The following is a 21,017-nucleotide window of genomic DNA, read 5'->3' on the forward strand; positions in this document are numbered from 1 at the left end:
GATTCAGGGGGCCAGTCTAGATACGTCTCCCGCCCCTTACAACGTCGCTGACATCTCAGCCGACCGGGAAAGTATCAACACCGTTAAAGTTGAACAAACTGCCAGGGTGATCTGCAATAAGGGTCATACTCCTTTAGCGATAAAACGAGGCGCAACCCACTCGCATAAAGGAATATGGTTATTCTGTATACGGTTCCTTAATCACCGGGCATGATGCTGGTTTCAATCTTATAAGCATCGATTTAATAAAGACTTAATCAAGTCTCAGCACATCATGAGCACGCACATAATAGTAACGGCTCTTACTAAGTCCCTCTGATTAATTAAAATTAGAAACTCAGCTCGTCATTGCCGGGTGAGGTCTGATTATCCACGTCAAACATTATTCGTCAACCTAAATAACCCATAGTAGAACCACGGTCACTCGCGATAAATTTAAACAAATTTAAGATAAAGATGCCGCCGCGCCCTACTCTTCCCTCATGGTATCTTATTGTTATTGAAGAAGTATGGCTATAATATGCGCCAGCAATCTTAATTTATTGTTTTCCAAAAAATTAAGATTACGTATCCAAAAACGAAACCAATAATTTTTTTTCGTTTAGGAAGCATTAAAAAACGCGTAATAATATATTCTTTAAGAACAGTTCTCATCTTAGAGATAAGATTACACTTTTAAGCGATAAATTATTTTTTCTGACTAGTACTATAGAAAATTACGTTTACACCAGGTACATTCCAGTCATTGACGCAATCCAGATATCTTGCTGTAAAAATTATGTTCCTTAACGTTATTATTGTAGGCATACGCGCCAGGTTACTGAACGGGATATCACCCCAGCCGGGATTCGCTTAACGGTATGGATAATCTGTTCTTGCTCATACAATCAGGTAAAATGAACATGTTAAATAAGATCTGTCTTTTCTTTTCAATTTTAATAATCCCGATGCTTACTGCTAATGCCTCACCTGCTTACAGCCTGTTGGATAAACCGGTTGCCGCAGCGCCTGCGGTTGTTGAGTTTTTTTCCTTTTATTGCCCCCCCTGCTATCAGCTGGTAGAAAACTATCCGGTCAGCAAACGTCTGAACCAGCTGCTTCCTGATGGCGTAACGGTCAAGAAATACCACGTTAGCGCTATGGGTAAAATGGGCAGTGCGCTGTCGGAGGCGTGGGCAATCGCCTCGGTGATGGGAATTGCGGAGGATATTGAAAAACCGCTTTATATCGCCGTTCAGCAACGTCATGCCATCAACAGTGTTGACGATATCAAAACCCTTTTCTCCACGGCCGGTATTACTCCAGAGCAGTATGAAAGTGCCCGTCACAGCGTTATCGTTAAGGCAATGGTTGAACAGCAGGAGAGTATGGCAGAGAACTTTTCGCTACAAGGCACGCCAACCTTCTACGTCAACGGGCGTTATAAGATCAACAACGGCGCCTTCCAGGCCGCCACGCCGGAACAGTACGTAGAAACGTTCGCTCAGCAAGTGATAAAATTACTTCATTAAATCCCCCTTAAATTGCCTCGCCTGCGCCTCCTGTGATTTTTTGGCCCCGGTAATCAACTGCACCGAAAAAGTTGGACGCTCAACTGACTAAGGTGCAGTTTTTTATGAGCGGTACTACGTTTTTACCTGAGCGTCGGCTTCAGTGAATACGCCTTACCTCACTTCTACCCTGACAATGACATCGACTCATCATCTTTCGCTTTCTTAAATTCACAATATATAAATCGCTATAACCAAACTCATCTTGCTTTCCATTTATGAAAAGATAATTTTAAGAAAAAAAAGTTGTGCAGCGTCCAAAATTTACTATAGGGTTCAGTCATGTCGATACCTGACATTGTCGCCACCTGTAATTCATTGCGGTATCTTTTTTATTGCAATGTAAAGTGAAGGCTATTGACATAATTTTCACACGGAATTTCGATTTACTAAAAATACGTAATAAAAAGGTTTTTATACGATGAGGAAATATTACCTCCTTCTTTCTCCCTTCCTTTTGGGATTATGGAGCACGGCCTCTATATCAAACGAGTATGATATCAGCGATCTCGATGTACCTACGGTCAATGCTTTATCCGCCTCCAGGATGAGCGGAAAGGATATCGCGGCGCGTCTCGCGCAAAACTACAATAACATTGTCGCAGACTGTGGGGCAGGAAAACCCGCTTACCTGTGTTCAGGCATTACATTAAGAGGAACCAGCCCCGCACTTGACCGCTTTGCGCTCGATCCCAGCCCTTCGTCGGTAAAATCTGGAGGCGTATCCTTCTCCTATTTGAGAAAGGATACGGCTTTCTGGAGGCTGGCATATCATTATCAGAATGGATACATCCTTTATAACAAGCAGGCGTTACCAGACGAGGTAACTTATAATCTACAGAATTTATGTTACTTCCCAGAAGATGGTGGAACCGATGTCAGATCGGATGCCGGGTGTGGTGCAACCCCAGATTTTCCTGATATAAGTGGCCCTTGTCAGGCCCAGGGAGTCACGACGGCAGAACAATGGATAGCGCATTTTAATATTGCCCCCGCCGGTTCAAATAAATGGCATCATCAATGCGGATTTGATATCCGCGAAACCGGTCAATATGACAGCGCGGCCAGTTTCTATCAGGGACTGCTCACGCGCAATATATTGCATAAAGGCGGTCTGGTTGAACAAAATGAAATAAGGATTGCAAGTTGGGATACGAAAGAACCAGGTTACCCTGAGAAGTTTCCCGTCCAGGCGTTCTTTTATATCTATACCGGCGAGGATTCCGCGAAAATAACGGGCTCAGTGGTAAAAGGCATTGATGGCGCACGCTACGATCAGTTCTTATTTTATCAGAGAACAAAGATCTGGGTACCAGTGATCCGAATCACCTTACCTCAGAACAAACCGGAAGAGGCAAAGTTCCAGTTTATAGAGTCAGAGCAGCGCGTTCCTGTACACCTAAATCTGGCGCCCATTATGTATTTACTGCAATAATCTTTTTTAACGTTGGTCGAATCAATTTCTATTAAAAAACATTCTTAATTTAATTACCCACCAGGTTTAAAACCAGACACAGACTCAGGGAATTTATCGCATGTTTAAAAAAAATCTTATCGTTTTATCACTCATGGCACTCCTCCTGCCTTCAGCTTATGCTGATACAATGTCAGACTATAAGTGTCTAAATTACCCAGGTGAACGGGACGCATTTACCCTGAAAAAAGTGGGTCTGGGGGTGTCGACAAGCGGTTCGGACTCGAATTTTATTACTTTCTGCTGGGGCACAAATCCTGATAGCTGGTGTTATGCCAGTGAGAATAAAATCGACACGGCGGCGGGAAAAGCCGACTATGCGACCTTGCTGTCGGCGCTGACAACGGGAAGAAAAATAGGTTTCTATTGCGAACCAGGGGGCTATGCAAAGAACATTCATATTCAGTAATCGTGTATGGCTGATATTTTAAAAATTAAAACTGAAATTTTAAACCAAATATTTATTTTATAAAAACATTTTTCTATACTGGAATTATTTTTATATGAAAAAAAGCATCATTCCCTTTTTCCTTGCTGCAATAGTTGCAGGCACAACATCTTTTGTCGCCTCTGCCACAACCGTTCAAAATTACAAATGCACTGATAGTAAATGGAATAAGGGCCCAATGAAGGTGGTATCGGTAGGGCTTGGGGTTACCGATGGAGCGGCAGATTGGGACTCAATCGTTTTTTGTACGTCGGGTTCAGTTGGATGTTATGCCAGCAGCAATTACATAAATAGTGATGCAGGTAAAGCAGATTATGCCGGACTGTTAACTGCGCTAACGTTAGGATTAAACGTCAGCTTTTATTGCGAATCGGGTGGATATGCCAAAAACATCCATATACTGAGATAATTTATTTTATCATATCTGATATAACGACAGGGAAATAACCTTCATTAAGGTTATTTCCTGACGATATCTCTGCCGATATCACTCCGTAGCTGCCGATCCTCCGACCTTCCCTGCCAGGGTTTCACCGTCCGCCAGCGGCGTTCATCAGCGCCGCATTTTTTCGCACGCTTAGATCAAATAAACGCAGAGGCCAAACCGGTGGCAAGCGCGACGGTCAAAATGACCCCGATAGCTATAGCTCCACCTCCAATGGCAGCCCCCGTTTTCACGGTGGAAATGTCCTTTTTCTCCAGCATGGCGATTTGAGATAAAGGGAGCGTTGCATTTTTGCCCACAATTTCCTGCGCGGTGATTTTTTCTATTGCCAGCTCACCCTTTCTGCCATCCTTCAGCCGATACTTAATTTTATCGCCGACATAGAGTGGTGGCTCGGTGAGAAAATAGTGGCTATGTAAAGTGGGTTCCTGCTCAACCTTAACTTTTTTATACGACGAGCAGCCGCTTAAAACCATAACGGCGACCATTAATAGCGTCATTGCTGATTTCATTAAATTTCTCACGGATAGATCTCCATCATTGATGATGTTATCGCTGGCCGGTAACGTGCCATATAAATTTAAGGAAGCTAACCGATTAATTGTGCTGAATACTAATTCTTAGAATTTAAACAACGCGTAAACAGCACTTTTTTCCAGCGGTACTCAGGCGGCGGGGTGCAGCATCCCGGCTGAATAATATCGCGACCGATAACCAGGTGAGACTAAAATAAACAATATTTTCAGCAGGTTATAAAGCTTAAAAAACACCGCAATCGACGCATTAAGACTAGTCAGAATCTCTTTCACCATCATGTTTAGCTGGCCATCCGCCACGCCATGTCGTTTTAAAGAGGTTTGATTCGCACTGAGGGGATCAACCGTTAAGGCTGAAAAAGGCGGACGGCTGCTGCAAGCTAATCTTTACTCATCCGTTGCAGGGTATTTTTACGCTCTTGCTCGATCAAAACCCTGAAACGGGAAGTTAACGCATTAAGCTGTAGCCGGGATAACCTTAATGCAGGCGCGTTACCGGTCTGTAAGGCTGTTTCCATCTGCTGAACCTGAGTTATGCCGGGCTGAAACCCGGCTAAGGCGAAGCTTCCCTTTTGTCGGTGCAAAACCTGAGCAAGGATTTCACGCTCTGCCATACCGGCCCGTGCTATCTGTTGACCATCATGCTCACAGCTACGCTGCAGCTCATCCAGCACCGCCATAATCATCTGCGGCTGCTGGCCCGTCATGGCCTTAATTTCCGCCATCTGAAGTCGTACCTGCTGCTGTTCGCTAAACAGCCTGCGTAAATCCTGCAACGCCAGGGGTTTAATCAGTACCGCATCCATACCGGCTTCAAGACAGCGCCGCTGTTCATCATTAAAGGCATTTGCCGTGCAGCCAATAATAACCTGATAATGTTCTCCCTGTTTCTCGCCTTCCCGGACGGCCTTCGCCAGCTGATAGCCGTTTACCACGGGCATTTGACAATCAGTTAAAACAAAGTCGAAAGATTGCGCTTGCAGTAACCGTTGCGCTTTTCTACCTTCATTGCAGGTAATAACCTGATGTCCCAACGTTTCCAGCTGAAGTTTCATCACCAGCAGATTTGCCGGCTGATCGTCCACAACCAGCACCCGAAGCGATTCCCCTGGCATCTCTGCGGCTGAACATTCGCTGGTGATGAGGGGCTCTGCTGCGCTGTCCAGTCGCAAACAAAAGGAGAAGCAGGCACCTTTGCCCACAGCGGATTCTATTTCTAATGCGCTATCCATCAACCTGAGCAGTTGGGTACAAATCGGCAGGCCTAAGCCGGTACTCGCCGGCGCCGCAGGGTCTAACTGAATGTAAGGTTGCAGAATTTTTTGCTGTTGATCTGCGGCAATACCCACGCCGCTGTCTTCGACCCGAAAGACCAGCGTGTCTTTCCCCTCTGTTGCCGGGCTTACCGTCACCTGGAGGCTGATGTTCCCGCATTCGGTGTATTTGATCGCATTGCTCAGGAGGTTGTTGAGAATTTGCGTCAATTTGGCGCCGTCGACGCTATAGGTATGCTGCCACACGGATTCAATATCGCTATCCAGCCGCAGCCCTTTCTGTTCAGCGAGGATAGTATAGGTTTCGATAATCTGCGTGAGTAAGGGATAGAGCGCGCAGCTTTGCAACTGTAACTGCATTTCTCCGGCTTCAATTTTAGAGATATCCAGCACATCGCCGACGATTTGCAGCAACTGACGGGATGCGGTGTAAGCCACATTCAGAGTTGAGTCTGACGCGGTATGCTTGCGTCCCTCCAGCTCAAGAATCCCCAAAATTGCATTCATAGGCGAGCGTATTTCATGACTCATTCGGGCCAGAAAATCACTCTTTTCCCGGCTGGCAGAGGTGGCCTGCTGCAATGCACCCGCCAGCTCACGCTCCAGACGCTTGCGCTCGCTGATATCGTACCAGCCAAGCAGGACGCCCTGAGGGACAAGCCGGCTGTCGCTATATGCAACCAGCCACTGCGCAATCTCTTTTTCCTGCCCCTGAATGACGATGGTGCGGTCGGAAAACTGTGGATGGAGGGTACTAATCGCCGTCACCCATTCCTGATGGTTTATTGCCGGGGAAATGGGGCTGTGCGCCATCAAATTTTCTAAGCGGCTTCCGACAATCTCGTCGGTCGTCAGTTGCAAAGCGCTTAAAAGCGCCTGATTACAATGGGTAATTTCGCCGAGAGGGTTAGATACCAGAAGCGGCGTGGGGACGCTGTTTAATAGCGTTTGCCAGTAGGTTAACGCTTCACGCAGCCCGCGCTCAGCGCGACGGCGACGCAGTATCTCCGAGAGTAAAAAGGCAACCAGAAACAGCGACAGTATACAGCTGACCACCACCAGGATATCGAACAGTTCGTCCGTGGCGCCCGCTTCAGGGTGCCCGTCGTCCAGCGCCGAGCTCAACAGCCAGCGGGTCACCACCGATGCGGCCAATCCGGGCGGCAAAGAAGCGATAACCTGATTAACCTGCTTCAGCAACGCTTCGTTACCCGGCGCCAGCCACAGCCTCTGAACGCTGCTTATCCCCGGCAACAGCTCGCTGGCTAGCTGGTCAGGATACAAATTATGCACCAGCATGTCCGCCAGCGCGGCGTCGCTGACAATTCCATCCGCCGCGCCGGCGTTCAGCAGTTCTAACGCCTCGCCGAGCGTTTGTTTTTCCTCAATCACCACCCCGGGCCATGCAAGGGTTAAGGCCCGGCGAACCGGACTGCTTCGCAACACCAATATACGCCGCTGGTTCAAATTAACCGGAGGCGACTGTCGTAAGGGCAGATGATTATTTCGCGTGATAAGCGCCCAGTGCTGGAGCAGTAAAGGATTGGAGATCAATACCCCGGCAGGCGGCGCGGTGAGCGGCGGAGGCAATACCATCGAAATTTTACCGTCATAGAGCATCTGGGTCAGCTGTGCCGTGCTGTCGGCTGGCTGCAATGAAAAATGCAGGGAGCCGTGGACTTCGAGGGTGCTTAACAGCTCAGGCAATGCGCCGCCAGGCTGCTGCAATACGTTAAAGTCACTGTACGGCAATTTATCATCAAGCAGACCGACGGTGATGTCATCCGCCGCTGACGCCCACGCCGGAAGTAATAAAGCGAATAACAGCAATAACTTCATGCCGTTATAAGCCAACATTTCTGAGATATTCAAAAAGTTCAAGGTCTGAACTGACGCCGATTTTATTCATCGCGCTTTTTTTCTGCGCGCTGATGGTCTGTTTCGTCCGGCTGAGCATGGCGGCAATGCTGTTAACGCTATGCCCCTGAAAAAGCAGCCGTACCACCTCAAGCTCGCGTGGGCTCATCAGCGATTTTTTCTGCGTTGTTGTTTCCGGGAGAGCGGCGTCACGCCCCTGAAATAAGCTTTGCAGGCAGTGAGTAAGCTCAGTCGCCAGGCTCTGCTTATTAATGACCGCATAAACACCCGCCGCTAAAATAGAATTCACCAGCCCCTGATTAGATAACACCGAGATGACAACGATCGGCAATGAGGGGTATTTACGCCGTAAGGTTGAAATCAGCCGCAAACCGTCAGATTGTTTCTCGCCGGGCATATTGAAATCCGTCAGCAAAACGTCAGGCGTTTGCTTTTCAAGGATCTTCAGCAGTTGATCCACATTCTGTGCTTCTCCGGTGATGGTATAGCTCTCGCTCAACGTGGAGGAAATTAGCGCCCGCAGGCCCATCAGAAACACCGGATGATCGTCAGCAATAAGGATCTTTTTAAACACGGAGCGGCCTCAAAAATGTAATAAGCTAAGTATAGAGCATCAGTATGCCAAGGGTGCCAACCTGCGGGTGCGCATAAACCAGATTGCAGCGTACCTGATGATATTGGCAATCCGCCAGCATTAACCTGAATACGCCTTTTCTGAAGGAAGCGGGCTCAGCGTGCTCCGTTGGCAGGCAGGCGGCAAAGTTTTCCCGGTCCTGCGGATGGATACGCGCCTGAAATAACGGCAATGTGAGAATTTGCGGCAGCGGGATGCCGAAAACTGATGTGCTATCCAACCAGATTAGTTCGGCCTCACCGGCTGATAGCTGGAAAAAAACCGGCTGTTGCGTCGTCAGCAAATTATCAAGTAATCCCAGCTGCTGCCGTATTTTCGCGTTCAATACCAACTGTTCTTTTTCACGCGTCGCCACAATCAGCCCCAGGGTAATCACCGCCAGCAGATAGAGCTGAGACGCCTGCACGCCTTGCTGATCGCCCGTCGCTAAGGGACCGTAACCATAAAATGTCGCCAGGCTGACCACAAGCGTCAGCCACATAAAATAGGCCGACAAGGCGCGCAGCGGCCACCAGGCGGTCAGGACGAGGGATATTCCCAGCACCAGATAGAGCTGAGCCTGACTGAGCAACGGGTCCCGCTGTAGCTCTGAGGGCAGAAAAAAAATTAAGGTCACTGATACCAGAGCCGCAGCGTGGGCATATGAAAACGATACTTTCTCTTCTTTGACAACGCGCCGGATGATAAAAAACGGTGCGCTGGACAAGCAGCCTGTTGCATTAGATAAAGCCCAGGTGAAAGAGTGGGACAGAATGACCGGATAATCCAGAAACAGCAATGCAAGCGCGCTCAGGATGCCTCCTAAAGCGCTGGCGAAATAGACGCCCGTTAATAGCAGGAGCGTTTCGCTACGGTAAGAGAGGTGATTGAGATAACGATGCACGCTATGCCACATCATGGCTAACGGGAAAAGAACGGCAAGATCAACCAGGGCAAACGTCAGCGCAATGTCGATGGTGCGGCCAAACAGCACGCTGACCAATATATGTAGCAGCGCTGCGCTTACGCCCCATATCGGCCAGTATATGCGAGGGCTGGTACACAGAATGCCCAATACCAGCCCGGCAGGTAGCCAGACAGCGCTGGATAAACTCCACGGGTCGCGGTTTTCCATGCTGATCGTTGCCAGCACAAAGTAGATAGCCACAAATGTCAGCCAATATCCCATACCTTTGCGCCAGTTGACCATCTTCGCTCCCATTGCTCATGCTGAGTACTGAATCGTTTTCTGATTATAAGAATCCGCGCACACGCTTTCAGAAGAGTGGGACTTTATCATGGGAGGGAGGCTATTTTCACCCAAAGGAGCTTATAGTGTAAATGTAGGCATTTATCGCTGTCATGCTGGTTTCGGATGGGGTCGCTGGGGGGAGAGTCGTCTGGCGAGCAGAGCCTCTGAAATGTCAGCCTCTTTCACCGTACACAAAGCCTCCCCATCCTGATATTGTCTACAGTGCCTTTTTACAGATAGTAAAAATTACTCATCAGCAACAGCACATCCATTGTTTCAGGCACGCTTTGCTCCATTTTTATATACTCAAATTGCACCTCTTCCGACGCTGACTGAGGCAATGTTATCCTGATAATCGGAACCCACACCCCGGTTTTCTGATAAAAGGAGCGTTGATCGTATTGAGCGCCCGGTAATCCCCACGCAATAGAGTCGGAAGCGCCTGTCGGCTTGCTTGAGGTATTAATATAAAAAAAAGCCTGCAAGGGGAAGTGTTGCGGATATCCTGCTTTTGTTTTATCCCACGTACTGATTCTTATTTCATTATTAAGTTCAAGCAAACCGTTCCCATGTAATTTATTACCTGCCAGGATAGCCTGATAAAATGTGTCGGCATTATTATATTCTCCCTGAAGCAGAAAACCACACTGATGTTGATGTCGGTGATAGCTTCCAGGAACAATGCTGTTGAAATGGGTGACCCATTTCCCCGCAGTGGTAATGCCTTGTAACTGACATGAACCACTCTCTTCCGGAAAAAAAGTGCTGGCCCCGCAGCCATTTCCCGGCCGGTGTGATGAAGCTGCATCTTCAGGGTAATAGCAGAGATAATCCATAGTATTGTTGATATTTTTTGGCGTATCGTCTTTATTGAACAGAACAAAGCCATTAAGATAATTAAATACCAGCCCTTTAAATTTCGCATCCTTCCTTAACCAGGAAAAAGATACGCCTCCTGAAGCAACCGACGATGGGCTTGGATCCCACGCATTATATCGGGCAGTGGGCTTTGTTGCCCTCAACGTAATTCCTGAGCAGAAATAGGCTGGCGTCCCTTCATTACAATGCGTCACAACATTGTTATAGTTTTTAGTCATCATTGAGGCAACATCGTTGCCATTACTTCTGACTGGAATTAACCCCTGAAGACGATAAGAATCCACTACGCTTACATCAGAGGAAACCGAAGCAGAGACTCCACTGCATAGTGAAATGCCTGAAAGAAGGATAATATATAATAACCTTACCATGAAAAACCTTATTTATAACATTATAAAATTCTTTAAATAATATGGCGACATTTTTCAATCTGAACCTACCACCATTCAGGCAACCACGGTTTACATTAACCAGCAGATTCGGCCCATTCAATCCCCAGTAAATAGGGGCCGCCCGGGCTAGTCTCGTCGACGCAAATATTCACTTTTTCCCCAGTCAATCTGGCTGTTTTCACCATATCAAACAGCATCGTCTGATTCCAGGGAGCGGTACTCCAGGTTAAACCTGAAGCATCGGTAAGAGTATTAAACTTGTTAGTGATTGTATTATAGTTATACTTCACTATTCTTACGTTTTCTCTCATTTTTCCAGGACCGTGTCTTGCACATGTTTGCCTCAGTGATTCTCCTGCCGATTCCACGGCAAATGAAGAACATGTAAAAAACAGCCCTGAAACTACAATAAGAGAAATTAACTTTTTCATTTTAATAAAACCCTTCACCTGGACACTCTGTAAATTCAATAAAACCAGGAAATAAAATTTATCCATAAATAAAAATTCATGGATACACGGTCATACTCAGATCGCTTCGAAAGCGTGAAAGAGCACAGCTGTATCAATTGTGGATAAAATGCAACTAGCGGGAGACACAGATCGTTGATAACATGTTAATATTGCATTCAATCACATTAACGTAAAAAATCATCTTCACCAGGCGTAATGGTAGGCACCGCATCCATTTTTATAAAATATTTTATTAAGTGAGGAAAATAAACTTAAAAAACCTTAAAAACTCTTAAATACAGGCTGGATAGCATTGATGAGCCGCAACATAACGCGCCTTCAGGGTGTCCGACGCTGCTCCGTTGATGTTATGTCGCAGGCGCTGCCAATCTTTGACTAAAATATCTGTCAGAAAAAGCGGGAACGGGCGAAGTGCGGTGAGGCGCAGCCGTTGCTATCATACATTCATGACGCAGATATCATCGCGAGCAGACGTTCAACGGCCAGGTGTGCTATATTTTTCCTGTTTCAGCTTATCCGTAGAGCATTAGCCAGCCACGGCGCATACCGTTGGCGCCAGCGTTGATGCAAGATAGGGTCTTTGAGAGAGTTGAGAGCGCAACGCGTATATTCAGGCATCCTGTTCTCCTGTCTCTGAGAGTTTACCCCCCACGTTTCCCTGGGTGGTTAAGTAAACTGGCATCGTTAATTTGCAACGCATTGCATATTATTCCATGCTATTTTTTTAAACTCATTTAAATTTATTATTTTTCAGAGGCCGTTAATGAAAAAGTCAGGATCAGAACGATATTATCTTGTGCTTTATTTGTCTGTCTGGTCCGTGCTGTACTTTGCGCTTGGTTACTTCTCATTATTGATTGACGATCCAGCCAGCAGGGTCGCACTCGTCTGGTTCCCAGCCGGTGTGGCGGTCAGCGCGTTTCTCTCCTCGCAAAGGAAACACTGGCTTTTGATCTATATTGTGCTTTTTCTGACCCGAACCCTGCTGGATGTGGCGGTGAGGCATTCCATCGGCACCTCATTTGCTATCTCGCTGGTGTCCCTGACCTGTGATTTGTCGGTGGCCTGGAGCGTCGTCCGCTTTGCTGGTCATGCGGATGACTTGAGAAAGGCGGTGGTCTGGCTGATTGCCGTTTGCGTATTCAGCGCCGTCGCGGCGCTAGCGGGAACCAGCTGGCTGTCGATGCAAAACGGCATTTCAATCGCCCATTCAATCAGCATCTGGTGGGCCGCCAACGTCGTCGGCAATATTATGGTGACGACCGTGCTGACGGGCCTGCTGCGAGGCGGCGGCCCGTCGCTGAAGCTGCGATGGCGCAGCGCGCTGGCTGGCGCGCTGTTAACGGCCGTCAGCACCGTGCTGATCTTTACCCTGCCGCCGTTCCGGGAAGACGAGGTGGGGCTGATATATACCCTTGCCTGTCTGCCGGTTTTAATCACGGTCATTATTCCGGTGATTAGCGGCAACCGGGCGGGCGCGCTGGTGTATACCCTCTTCTGTAGCATCGCGATTTATTTTTCCTGGCAGCAAATCGGGCCGTTTTTTATCAAGGGGCTAAGACACGGCGAGCCGCTGCTGGTCGCACAGTGTTATCTGGCCGGTACGGCGCTGCTGATGATTTTTATCCGCATTCAGACCGACAGCGTGCAGAAAGGTCAAGCCGCCGCGCGACATGCCGTCGGCGAAACGGCTTACTGCCTGGATACGACCACCGGCGTTATAAACTGGGACCCGATGACGCCGCCCGGCATGGAAAAAATCATTTCAGCCGTCGGCTCCCGCGAGGCGCTTTTCGCGCTGGTCAGCCCATCCGTTAAGGCGGATATTGCCTCCCGCTGGCAGTCGGCGCTGACAGCGAACAACATTGACGAGGAGTATCGTTTCCCGCTGCCACTCGCCGACGGCGAGGAGCTGGCAATTACCGAACGCAACCTGGTCTGTCTACCCGGCCCGCATGGCACCGTGCTCATCGGCTACTGGTCGCTGTCGCAGCCTCTGATAACCCTGAAAACCGGATAGAGAGGCTGATTATGCTACAGATCGCACTTCTGCTTATGGGATCCAACTTTGTTCGTCGCAACGCGCCGATGCTCTTTCTGTTCAGCCTGTTATGGTGCGCTGCGGGCACCATGGTCTTTACCGACGGCATGGTCGAGGAGAGCTATTTTCCGCTCCATGTATTTGGCTATTTTATGCTGGCGGAGAGCCTGCTCACCTTGATAAGCGCATCGGGCACTCACGGCGCCCGCCGCGCCATATTTTGCTTTAAGGGGGGCGTTTTTGGCTTTATCGCGCTGCTGATAGTGTCAGGCCAGCACAACAGTAACCTCCTGATGGCGATTATTTTTGGTTTTGCCTGCTTTATCACCGGCCTGTTTGTTATCGCCTCCGCCTGGATAGTGCGCTACCCACACTGGCGCCGGGCGATGTTCGGCGGCGTTTTACAGCTTATCTTCGCCATCTTTCTTTTCCTGCCCTATCCCGCCAGACATGACGGCACCGTGCCGCAATTTATCGGGATGCTGATGATGCTGAGCGGCGTACAGTGGGCTGTAATGGCGTTCAGACTGCGGCGAATGCGCGACGGTTACCGGATTTTTAATATGTTTGCGCCTAATGACTTGCTGACGCCGGACGAGGTTCCGCCTGAAGTCACCCAGCCGTTCACCGCGCAAGACGGACAGCGGCTGACCGTTCACGTCTGGACGCCGGTTGGCTCTGCGGAGGCCACGCCAATCCCCAGGCCGGTGTTAAACCGCTATATTGCGGCGGTAGACAGCAACGGGGTGATCTCTACAGGACATGCCGCGCTGGAAATGACGCCGGATATCTATATCAGCCTCTACCCTGCCGCTGATATTGACCGCTCACCGTCGGAGTTTTTCAACACCCTCAGAGCGGTCAGGGATAATGATGTCTCTGGCGAGTTTAAAAAAAGTTATTCTGTCGAAGCGGCGGAGTGGTGTGAGTCGGACCGGAAAGTGGTGTTTTTTGATTTCAGCCCGGCGTCGCTGGAACATTTCTGGCTGCGGTATCGTAAATATGAAATCTACAACCTCACCTGGCGCAACTGTTCGAGCAGCGTGGCCTACGCGCTGGAAGCGGCGCTGGATGGAGTTCGCGGCGAAAAAGCCAGCTGGAGCCACTTTCTGCGGCTGTTTTTTGTCCCCGAACTCTGGATAGCCGCGCAGCTGCGTAAGCGCGCCACCACCATGGCCTGGACGCCCGGCCTGCTGCTTGATTATTCTCGTGCGCTCCATGCCATTGTTCATCCCGTCAGGCTCAGCTGGTTTAAAAAAGGGTCTCAGCAATCATCAGCCAGCAAGGACCGCGTCAATGACCGCTGAGCACGACCTCTGGCTGGCGGAATACCAGCGGCTACCCAGCGTCACCCGCAGAGAAGACGGTTACCTCACGCTGCATAATATCCGCAACTTTCGCTACGGCCCGGACGGCAACCTGCGCCCGGACTGGTACGACCGAACCTTCCGCTTAAGCGATGTGCGGCAGGTCGATCTTATTTTGTCATACTGGGCCAGCCCGCATATTGCGCACGTTTTTCTCAGCTTTGGCCTGGCGGATGGCACCTGGATCGCTATTTCCGTCGAGACCCGCCGCCGGCTTTCGCAGCCCTGGTCCGTGCTCAGAGGGTTTCTTTTTCAATACCCGGTGATTTATATCGCTGCGGATGAGCGCGATGTGATTGGCGTCAGAGCCTCATTACGTCAGGAGCGGGTTTATGCCTACCCTCTGACGCTGGAACCGTCAGACGCCGCCTCGTTGCTGAATAATTATCTGGAGCGGATTGCACGTCTCCATCAGCACCCGGAGCGATATCACACGCTGTGGAATAACTGCACGACCAATATTCTGCGGCACGGGCGAACGCTCAGCCCGGCAATCCGCTATCACTGGCGAGTGTTGCTCAGTGGCCATGCCGACCGCTACTGTTACGATCATCAGCTACTGGATAACCGGCTTGCTTTCGACAAACTGAAAGAACAATGCCGGGTTAAGCTCGCCGACCCCGGCTCGCTGCGCGATAGCTTTTCTGCTGATATTCGTCAGCATCGCCTCACCACCCACGATGATCAGGAGTAGAAGCCATGCCCGTCAGATTATGGAAATGGATCGCGTTCAGTCTTCTTTTGGCGGCAATGTCCCCGCGCGCCGATGACTTTTCGCTGGGCGCGCAGGCGGGCGCCTACGGCACGGCCTATCATACCCGACATGCGGATTACTGGGGGCTTCCCTACATTGGCCTGAATGCGGGCCGCTTTTACATTGACGGGACGGAGGCCGGCTGGTGGCTGGCGAAGGATGACGCGTTCAGTTTTGCGGCCACGGCCTGGTATGCGGATACCCACTTTGATGCCGCCGATGGCGCAACGCCAGCATTAAGAGCAGTGGACAGCCGGCGCAGCACCATGATGGCGGGATTTTCCGCACAGTACATTACGCCGTGGGGCGCCCTTGCCGGCAAGATAGGCCATGATGCGCTGAATAACAGTAACGGCATCGCGGCCAACCTGTCCTGGATTTTAATGAAAGAGTTTGGCCAGTTCACGCTGGTCCCTGCCGTTGGCGCTGACTGGTGGAACGCCCGTCAGACGCGCTATTACTACGGCGTAAGCCGGCATGAAGCGGACAGAAGCCAGCTGCCGACCTATCGCCCCGGCTCGACGATCGTTCCCTTTATGCTGGTCGGCTTTAATTATGACTGGAAAAACAGCTGGAATACGTGGGGACAAGTTACGCAAAGGTTCTATCCCCATACGGTCACCGCCAGCCCGCTGGTAAACCGTCAGTCGGTTACCGAGCTGACGCTGGGTGTCAGCTACAGTTTCTGACCTGCCCTGATTAGTGCGATACCGATTTAGAGAACAATTGAATAACCACCACGCCGATAATAATCAGGGCGATTCCCATTATGGCTGGCAGATCCAACTTTTGCTGATATAACCACCAGGAGAGGAAAGAGACCAGGCAAATCCCCAGCCCTGCCCAAATGGCGTAGGCCACGCCCAGGTTCATGACCTTAACCACCTGCGACAATCCCCAGAAAGAAACCGCGTATCCGGCCACGACGCACAGCGATGGGATAAGGCGCGTAAAGCCGTCTGAGGCTTTGATCATTGTTGTTGCGAACGTTTCCGCAGCGATAGAAATAAACAGAATAATCCAGTTTTTTAACATAGCGTGTCCTGAAGGTATTTACTTGAAAAGAAGGAGATTAGCCTGGTTTCACAAGATTATGGATCATCAAAGGCAAAATGCCACGTTTCATTTGCCCGCCGCCGCGATGCGGCCCGACCCCGTAGCGTCATTCCAGCAAACGCCGAAAACAACGTCCCAGTATCTTGGGAGGAATTTTTCTCTGCCGTTATTTGGCGAGAAGGTAAATTCGCTAAAATAGATTTGGTCTTTAGTCAGGTACATATCAACACGACAATAATCAAATCCATGACTCAATTGCCTGGCTAAAAAAAGCATCCGGGAAAATTCGTCAGGACAGGGAATGCTCAGCGGCGTATTTTCACGCTCATTGATCTGAACAGGCTGAACATTCCAGTCCGCATCATAAATGTTCGTATACTGGTTACTGTCAGCGTCCCGGTACTCAACCTCGATATAGACAGGGTTTGCAGAAAAACAATGAATCCGGTAGATTTCAGAGTAAAACCCGAAGTACTCAGCCGAAGAGGTATCAATATACTCCTCGCACAAAATGCAGGGCTGTATGTTTTTATACTGCCACTCTCTGGTTTTATAATACATGTTCATGCGTAAATGACGCGACAGTTTTTCTTTGGCCTTATCCAGATCAAAGCTATTTTTGTCCGTACAAATAACATAGCTACCGCTGTCGTGATTACACTTAAGAACAAATTTATCCGGGAACTGATGCAGTGCGATATCATCCACATTATTAAAAACGCCGTACAGCGTGGGCAGAAGCCTGCCATCAATTTTCTCAACTCTGGTTCTTGCCTGTAACTTATCCGCCAGCCGGGTCATCTCCTGCTCGTCAACCGGCATGACCATGCGGCGAAAAATTTTCTCATTAAAAGTTATGGGGTTATATAAATCAGGGTAATAGCCAAAATCTCTTTTGAATTTATTCTCCCGATATTTTTTATTGCTTGTAAAATAAAAACGAGAAACGCGCAGGATATATTTAAGATAACCCAACTTTAACTTCCTCTAAAACAACAATAGAATTAACGAAGAAAATTATCTTTGCAGCATCAGATGAAAAATAAAAATATCAACGTGGGAAGGTTGTAAAGTAGATAATTTCATCATCAAGATGAGCATAGAGTTTTCTCAGATCGTTAAAGTAATCGCTCTGATTATCATGTTCATTAAGGCATTCTTTTATTTTATCGCGTAAATAGGTCAGTTCGCCGACCCCCAAAGTGACATCGCAGATCATATGCAAAAAGGTCAGCATCATTCCACACTCAATAAAACCATAATGGCTAAGTCTGTCAATCAGCGCCTGGCGACTTAAAGACTCGATAACACGCCTCTCTAGTTTCTGCTCATTGGTTCTGTTAAATTGTCTCATTCATTTTCCTTAAAAAGTGATATTTATAAGCGTTACCCCCTGCTGCATTGCTCGCAAATTATCCATGCTGGGTTTTAATCGTCAACTCAGCGCCATATTAAAAAACCTTAAACAAACCTTAAATTATGATAAATTAAGTATTGCCGCCCTATATGAATAAACCCAACCCGTTGTTTAAAAAGGGTTAAGAAAAAATCACCCCGCCCGTCCATCGCAATTTCTGACTAGTCAAACAAGCGATATCGTTCAGTTTTTCCACGGTCGTTTATGAATCATTTAAAATAGTGCCTTTATTTCATCTAAAAAAAACAAACGGCGACGTTAAAATGTCTCGCCAGCGCCAACGAAATAGCATCGTAAAGGCGTGTCTTTTCGTTGGTGTGTAAAACAGTGATGGTTGAAATAAGTCAAGAGAAAATGACGTTAGCTTCGTACGACATCGTACTACGATCGATGCTGCTGAACTGAACGTAGGGCCGGAGAAAAGGGATTTATTACGGCGGGATTAGGGATGCCGGTGAGGGTTCACCGGCGTGATTTTCAGTGTCGGAGACATCTACAGCGGATTAAACATACTCTGGAAATGGCCTTTGCAGACCGGATTCACATACCGCTGACATACCCTCCATCCACCGGCAGCGTAACGCCGGTGATGTACTGCGAGGCGTCACTACTTAAAAACACTACCGCGCCGACTAAATCCTCCGCCTCACCCCAGCGCTTCAGTGCGGTGCGCTGACGAATATGCTCAGCCGATGTTGGGTTATCCCACAGCGGACGCGTCATTTCAGTTCGGTGATAACCTGGCGCGACTGCGTTAACCCGCACGCCCAGCGGACCATAGCGATGCGCCAGGGCGCGCGTCAGACCAACCACCCCGCTTTTACTGGCGCAATAGGCTGGCACACCGGCATCAGCCAGATAGCTGAGCATCGAGGCAACGTTAACAATGGCGCCACGGCTCTCCTGCAGGCTGGGTAAGGCGGCCCCTGACAGGCGCATGACGCTGTTCAGGTTAACGTCCATCACCTGCTGAAATACCGCCTCCTCAAATTCCTCTTCCGGTCGGGCGATCCCTGCGGCATTAACCAGTATGTCCAACTGCGATAAACCGGCAAACAGCTCGCTGACCTGCCCGGCAGAAGCCACATCCAGCGAGCGAAAATCAATGGTGCGAACATCGTCACTGGCGCGTAACGCGGCCAGCTTGCTGGCCGAACTGCCGGTCGCAATAGTGGTGGCGCCCAGTTGGCTAAAGCCGCGCGCGATTTCGAGGCCAATGCCGCTGGTGCCGCCGGAAACAACCACCGTGCGTCCCGCAAACAGCCCTTCACGAAAGTCCTGTAAAAAAAGGTGCATGGCAAACTCCTCTCGCTTAACGTAATTCCCTGAGCACGACGACAACCTGTTCAACCGAAATGGGGAAAGGCTCGTTATAGATGATTTCGCCTTCGCGGCAGGCACGCTGCGCTATTTGCAGTAATTCAGCTTCGGTCGGCTCGATAATCCCCAGCTGTGCCAGTGAGGTCGGCAGCCCCACGCTTTGGCAAAAATTGAACACTTGCCGATAGACTGATTCTTCCGCCTGCTGCAACTTCAGCTCTGCCAGTACCCCCAGCGCAACCTTCTCGCCGTGCAGGTAATTATGCGTGGCGTGCAGCTCGCACAGGCCATGATGAATAGCATGGGCCCCCGCGACGCCGCCGGACTCGAAGCCCAGCCCGCTGAGCAAAATATTGGCCTCAACGATACGCTCTACTGATTCACCGGCCTGCTGCTGGCGGCACTCCTCTAACGCCGTGACGCCATAATCAAATAGCGTCTCAAGACACTGGCGCGCCAGCGCCCAGGCAATCGGTAAGCCATTTACGCCAAAAGAATTTTTGGCGTGGCTCTGGTGACAAGCCTCCGCCTCATAGAAGGTTGCCAGCGCGTCGCCCATGCCGGCCACCAAAAAGCGCGGGGGAGCCTCGGCGATCAATGCCGTGTCCACCAGTACTAAATCAGGATTGCGCGGCAGGAAGAGGTCGTAAGCCACGCTGCCATCGGGATGATAGACCACCGCCAGAGCGCTGCATGGTGCATCGGAAGCGGCAATCGTCGGCACAATAATGCTGGCGCAGGTCTGATGCCAGGCCACCGCCTTCGCGGTATCCAGCGTTTTACCGCCGCCCACGCCCACCACCACTTCCACGCCCTGCGCCGCCGCAATCTGCCGCAGGCGATCGATTTCCGCCTCGGTACAATCGCCGCCGTGCTGCTCCAGAACAAACGTCGTCAAAGACTGACAGGACGTTGAAAGAGGTTCGACGTAGCGTGAATAGATGCCGCGATCGACGATCAATAACGCGCGTTGTCCGAACAGCGCTATCTCTTCACCCAGCAGTGACAGGCTGCCAGCCCCTTGTAAATAGCGCCCCGGGAAACGAGCGCCGCTGAGTGTTCCCTGTACATGATTACCAACAGACATAGCCACCATCCGCTAAAACAATTGAACCGGTCATCAGGCTGGCCGCTTCGCTGGCCAGGAATAACACCACGGACGCCACTTCATCCGGGCGACCAAGACGCTGCATCGGCGTTCCACCTATCCAGTGACGATGCATCTCGGGATCTTCATTGACATAGGAGGTCATCTCCGTGGCGATATAGGTCGGCGCCACCGCATTAACCCGTACGCCGCGCCCGGCCCACTCAGCGGCCAGCGAGCGCGTTAAATGATGTACTGCCGCCTTCGAGGCGTTGTACTGTGACTGTTCCTGCGGCCGGTTAACGATATAGCCGGACATGGAACCGATGTTCACCACGGTGCCGCTTCCGGCTTCCAGCATCGCTTTGCCAAACGTACGGCAGCACCAGAAGACGCCATTCAGATTGACGTCAATCACCTTCAGCCAGTCGTCATCCTGCATAGTTTCCGCTGGCTCACAGATGGAGATACCGGCGTTATTCACCAGAATATCCACGCGGCCGTAGCGTGCGACCATCTCCTCACTGACCTGCTCGACCTGACGCGGCTTCGTGACGTCCAGCACGTAGCTGTCGACCTGATAGCCCTTGTCGCGCAGCTGCGTAGCGGCCTGCTGCACGCGCGCGTCATTAATATCGGTAATCGCCAGCCGCGCGCCGGCTTCCCCTAACGCCTCAGCGACCGCCAGACCAATTCCGCGCCCGGCACCGGTGATCACCGCCAGCCTGCCGCTTAAATCAAACTTTTGCAGATACATAATG

Annotated in this window: 20 protein-coding genes; 8 read left to right on the forward strand and 12 right to left on the reverse strand. The window is 50.0% G+C overall.

Annotated features, from left to right (window positions below; translation table 11 throughout):
• Window positions 1-947: 947 nt before the first annotated feature.
• From NG99_RS20015 to NG99_RS29380, 4 genes are all read left to right on the forward strand, one after another.
• The gene (locus tag NG99_RS20015; protein ID WP_198138815.1) at window positions 948-1,511 is read left to right on the forward strand and encodes a DsbA family protein; all 564 of its coding nucleotides are present in this window, start codon (window positions 948-950) and stop codon (window positions 1,509-1,511) included.
• Between the two features lie 460 nt (window positions 1,512-1,971).
• Complete coding sequence (locus NG99_RS20020; protein WP_052130801.1) at window positions 1,972-2,985, forward strand: hypothetical protein; 1,014 nt, start codon at window positions 1,972-1,974, stop codon at window positions 2,983-2,985.
• Between the two features lie 100 nt (window positions 2,986-3,085).
• The gene (locus NG99_RS20025) at window positions 3,086-3,433 is read left to right on the forward strand and encodes a hypothetical protein (protein WP_034896863.1); all 348 of its coding nucleotides are present in this window, start codon (window positions 3,086-3,088) and stop codon (window positions 3,431-3,433) included.
• 94 nt (window positions 3,434-3,527) lie between these two features.
• Window positions 3,528-3,881, forward strand: coding sequence for a hypothetical protein (locus tag NG99_RS29380; RefSeq protein WP_157032663.1), 354 nt, complete (start codon window positions 3,528-3,530; stop codon window positions 3,879-3,881).
• Between the two features lie 173 nt (window positions 3,882-4,054).
• Here the strand turns inward: NG99_RS29380 and NG99_RS20030 are convergent, their stop codons facing one another.
• The 6 genes from NG99_RS20030 to NG99_RS20055 form a co-directional block, all read right to left on the reverse strand.
• A complete protein-coding gene (locus NG99_RS20030) occupies window positions 4,055-4,429 on the reverse strand; it encodes a hypothetical protein (protein ID WP_052130802.1) in 375 nt (124 codons plus the stop codon).
• Window positions 4,430-4,833: 404 nt separating this feature from the next.
• Window positions 4,834-7,599 carry an ATP-binding protein gene (locus tag NG99_RS20035; protein ID WP_232298350.1) on the reverse strand — a complete coding sequence of 922 codons (2,766 nt, stop codon included), beginning with the start codon at window positions 7,597-7,599 and terminating at the stop codon, window positions 4,834-4,836.
• Window positions 7,571-8,179 (reverse strand): response regulator transcription factor, encoded by a 609-nt coding sequence (locus tag NG99_RS20040; RefSeq protein ID WP_034896871.1) that lies wholly within the window; start codon window positions 8,177-8,179, stop codon window positions 7,571-7,573. Before NG99_RS20040 ends, NG99_RS20035 begins: the two co-directional genes overlap by 29 nt.
• A gap of 25 nt (window positions 8,180-8,204) precedes the next feature.
• Window positions 8,205-9,428, reverse strand: coding sequence for an MASE1 domain-containing protein (locus NG99_RS20045; protein WP_034896874.1), 1,224 nt, complete (start codon window positions 9,426-9,428; stop codon window positions 8,205-8,207).
• Window positions 9,429-9,700: 272 nt separating this feature from the next.
• On the reverse strand, window positions 9,701-10,720 hold the full coding sequence (locus NG99_RS29385) for a hypothetical protein (protein WP_157032664.1): 1,020 nt from the start codon (window positions 10,718-10,720) through the stop codon (window positions 9,701-9,703).
• Window positions 10,721-10,815: 95 nt separating this feature from the next.
• A complete protein-coding gene (locus NG99_RS20055; RefSeq protein ID WP_034896877.1) occupies window positions 10,816-11,238 on the reverse strand; it encodes a hypothetical protein in 423 nt (140 codons plus the stop codon).
• A gap of 739 nt (window positions 11,239-11,977) precedes the next feature.
• On the opposite strand from NG99_RS20055, the gene NG99_RS20060 reads away from it, so the two are divergent.
• Genes NG99_RS20060 through NG99_RS20075 form a run of 4 tightly spaced genes read left to right on the forward strand, consistent with a single transcriptional unit; the run spans window position 11,978 to window position 16,065 of the window.
• The gene (locus tag NG99_RS20060) at window positions 11,978-13,234 is read left to right on the forward strand and encodes an MASE1 domain-containing protein (RefSeq protein WP_034896880.1); all 1,257 of its coding nucleotides are present in this window, start codon (window positions 11,978-11,980) and stop codon (window positions 13,232-13,234) included.
• Window positions 13,235-13,245: 11 nt separating this feature from the next.
• A complete protein-coding gene (locus tag NG99_RS20065) occupies window positions 13,246-14,562 on the forward strand; it encodes an HdeD family acid-resistance protein (protein ID WP_034896883.1) in 1,317 nt (438 codons plus the stop codon).
• Window positions 14,552-15,316 (forward strand): Lnb N-terminal periplasmic domain-containing protein, encoded by a 765-nt coding sequence (locus NG99_RS20070; protein ID WP_034896885.1) that lies wholly within the window; start codon window positions 14,552-14,554, stop codon window positions 15,314-15,316. The genes NG99_RS20065 and NG99_RS20070 overlap by 11 nt, the downstream gene beginning before the upstream one ends.
• A gap of 5 nt (window positions 15,317-15,321) precedes the next feature.
• A complete protein-coding gene (locus NG99_RS20075; protein ID WP_034896887.1) occupies window positions 15,322-16,065 on the forward strand; it encodes a MipA/OmpV family protein in 744 nt (247 codons plus the stop codon).
• A gap of 10 nt (window positions 16,066-16,075) precedes the next feature.
• On the opposite strand, the gene NG99_RS20080 is transcribed toward NG99_RS20075, so the two are convergent.
• The 6 genes from NG99_RS20080 to NG99_RS20105 all read right to left on the reverse strand — a co-directional run bounded on the left by NG99_RS20080 (window position 16,076) and on the right by NG99_RS20105 (window position 21,013).
• The gene (locus tag NG99_RS20080) at window positions 16,076-16,411 is read right to left on the reverse strand and encodes a DMT family transporter (protein WP_034896889.1); all 336 of its coding nucleotides are present in this window, start codon (window positions 16,409-16,411) and stop codon (window positions 16,076-16,078) included.
• A gap of 87 nt (window positions 16,412-16,498) precedes the next feature.
• Complete coding sequence (locus NG99_RS20085; RefSeq protein WP_052130805.1) at window positions 16,499-17,407, reverse strand: ATP-grasp fold amidoligase family protein; 909 nt, start codon at window positions 17,405-17,407, stop codon at window positions 16,499-16,501.
• Window positions 17,408-17,483: 76 nt separating this feature from the next.
• The gene (locus NG99_RS20090) at window positions 17,484-17,786 is read right to left on the reverse strand and encodes a hypothetical protein (protein WP_052130806.1); all 303 of its coding nucleotides are present in this window, start codon (window positions 17,784-17,786) and stop codon (window positions 17,484-17,486) included.
• 603 nt (window positions 17,787-18,389) lie between these two features.
• Window positions 18,390-19,145: an SDR family NAD(P)-dependent oxidoreductase gene (locus NG99_RS20095; protein WP_034896891.1), complete on the reverse strand. Its 756-nt coding sequence runs from the start codon at window positions 19,143-19,145 to the stop codon at window positions 18,390-18,392.
• Window positions 19,146-19,161: 16 nt separating this feature from the next.
• A complete protein-coding gene (locus tag NG99_RS20100; protein WP_034896894.1) occupies window positions 19,162-20,256 on the reverse strand; it encodes a glycerol dehydrogenase in 1,095 nt (364 codons plus the stop codon).
• Window positions 20,243-21,013 carry an SDR family NAD(P)-dependent oxidoreductase gene (locus tag NG99_RS20105; protein ID WP_034896896.1) on the reverse strand — a complete coding sequence of 257 codons (771 nt, stop codon included), beginning with the start codon at window positions 21,011-21,013 and terminating at the stop codon, window positions 20,243-20,245. The genes NG99_RS20100 and NG99_RS20105 overlap by 14 nt, the downstream gene beginning before the upstream one ends.
• Window positions 21,014-21,017: the final 4 nt, after the last annotated feature.

Source organism: Erwinia typographi, from assembly GCF_000773975.1.
Lineage (GTDB): Bacteria > Pseudomonadota > Gammaproteobacteria > Enterobacterales > Enterobacteriaceae > Erwinia > Erwinia typographi.

What these genes read in the sequence shown, in the direction of transcription:
- NG99_RS20015 (WP_198138815.1), top strand. Translation starts at nt 948, where the DNA reads ATGCTTACTGCTAATGCCTCACCTGCTTACAGCCTGTTGGATAAACCG.
- NG99_RS20020 (WP_052130801.1), top strand. Translation starts at nt 1,972, where the DNA reads ATGAGGAAATATTACCTCCTTCTTTCTCCCTTCCTTTTGGGATTATGG.
- NG99_RS20025 (WP_034896863.1), top strand. Translation starts at nt 3,086, where the DNA reads ATGTTTAAAAAAAATCTTATCGTTTTATCACTCATGGCACTCCTCCTG.
- NG99_RS29380 (WP_157032663.1), top strand. Translation starts at nt 3,528, where the DNA reads ATGAAAAAAAGCATCATTCCCTTTTTCCTTGCTGCAATAGTTGCAGGC.
- NG99_RS20030 (WP_052130802.1), bottom strand. Translation starts at nt 4,429, where the DNA reads ATGAAATCAGCAATGACGCTATTAATGGTCGCCGTTATGGTTTTAAGC.
- NG99_RS20045 (WP_034896874.1), bottom strand. Translation starts at nt 9,428, where the DNA reads ATGGTCAACTGGCGCAAAGGTATGGGATATTGGCTGACATTTGTGGCT.
- NG99_RS29385 (WP_157032664.1), bottom strand. Translation starts at nt 10,720, where the DNA reads ATGGTAAGGTTATTATATATTATCCTTCTTTCAGGCATTTCACTATGC.
- NG99_RS20055 (WP_034896877.1), bottom strand. Translation starts at nt 11,238, where the DNA reads ATGGATAAATTTTATTTCCTGGTTTTATTGAATTTACAGAGTGTCCAG.
- NG99_RS20060 (WP_034896880.1), top strand. Translation starts at nt 11,978, where the DNA reads ATGAAAAAGTCAGGATCAGAACGATATTATCTTGTGCTTTATTTGTCT.
- NG99_RS20065 (WP_034896883.1), top strand. Translation starts at nt 13,246, where the DNA reads ATGCTACAGATCGCACTTCTGCTTATGGGATCCAACTTTGTTCGTCGC.
- NG99_RS20070 (WP_034896885.1), top strand. Translation starts at nt 14,552, where the DNA reads ATGACCGCTGAGCACGACCTCTGGCTGGCGGAATACCAGCGGCTACCC.
- NG99_RS20075 (WP_034896887.1), top strand. Translation starts at nt 15,322, where the DNA reads ATGCCCGTCAGATTATGGAAATGGATCGCGTTCAGTCTTCTTTTGGCG.
- NG99_RS20080 (WP_034896889.1), bottom strand. Translation starts at nt 16,411, where the DNA reads ATGTTAAAAAACTGGATTATTCTGTTTATTTCTATCGCTGCGGAAACG.
- NG99_RS20090 (WP_052130806.1), bottom strand. Translation starts at nt 17,786, where the DNA reads ATGAGACAATTTAACAGAACCAATGAGCAGAAACTAGAGAGGCGTGTT.
- NG99_RS20095 (WP_034896891.1), bottom strand. Translation starts at nt 19,145, where the DNA reads ATGCACCTTTTTTTACAGGACTTTCGTGAAGGGCTGTTTGCGGGACGC.
- NG99_RS20100 (WP_034896894.1), bottom strand. Translation starts at nt 20,256, where the DNA reads ATGTCTGTTGGTAATCATGTACAGGGAACACTCAGCGGCGCTCGTTTC.
- NG99_RS20105 (WP_034896896.1), bottom strand. Translation starts at nt 21,013, where the DNA reads ATGTATCTGCAAAAGTTTGATTTAAGCGGCAGGCTGGCGGTGATCACC.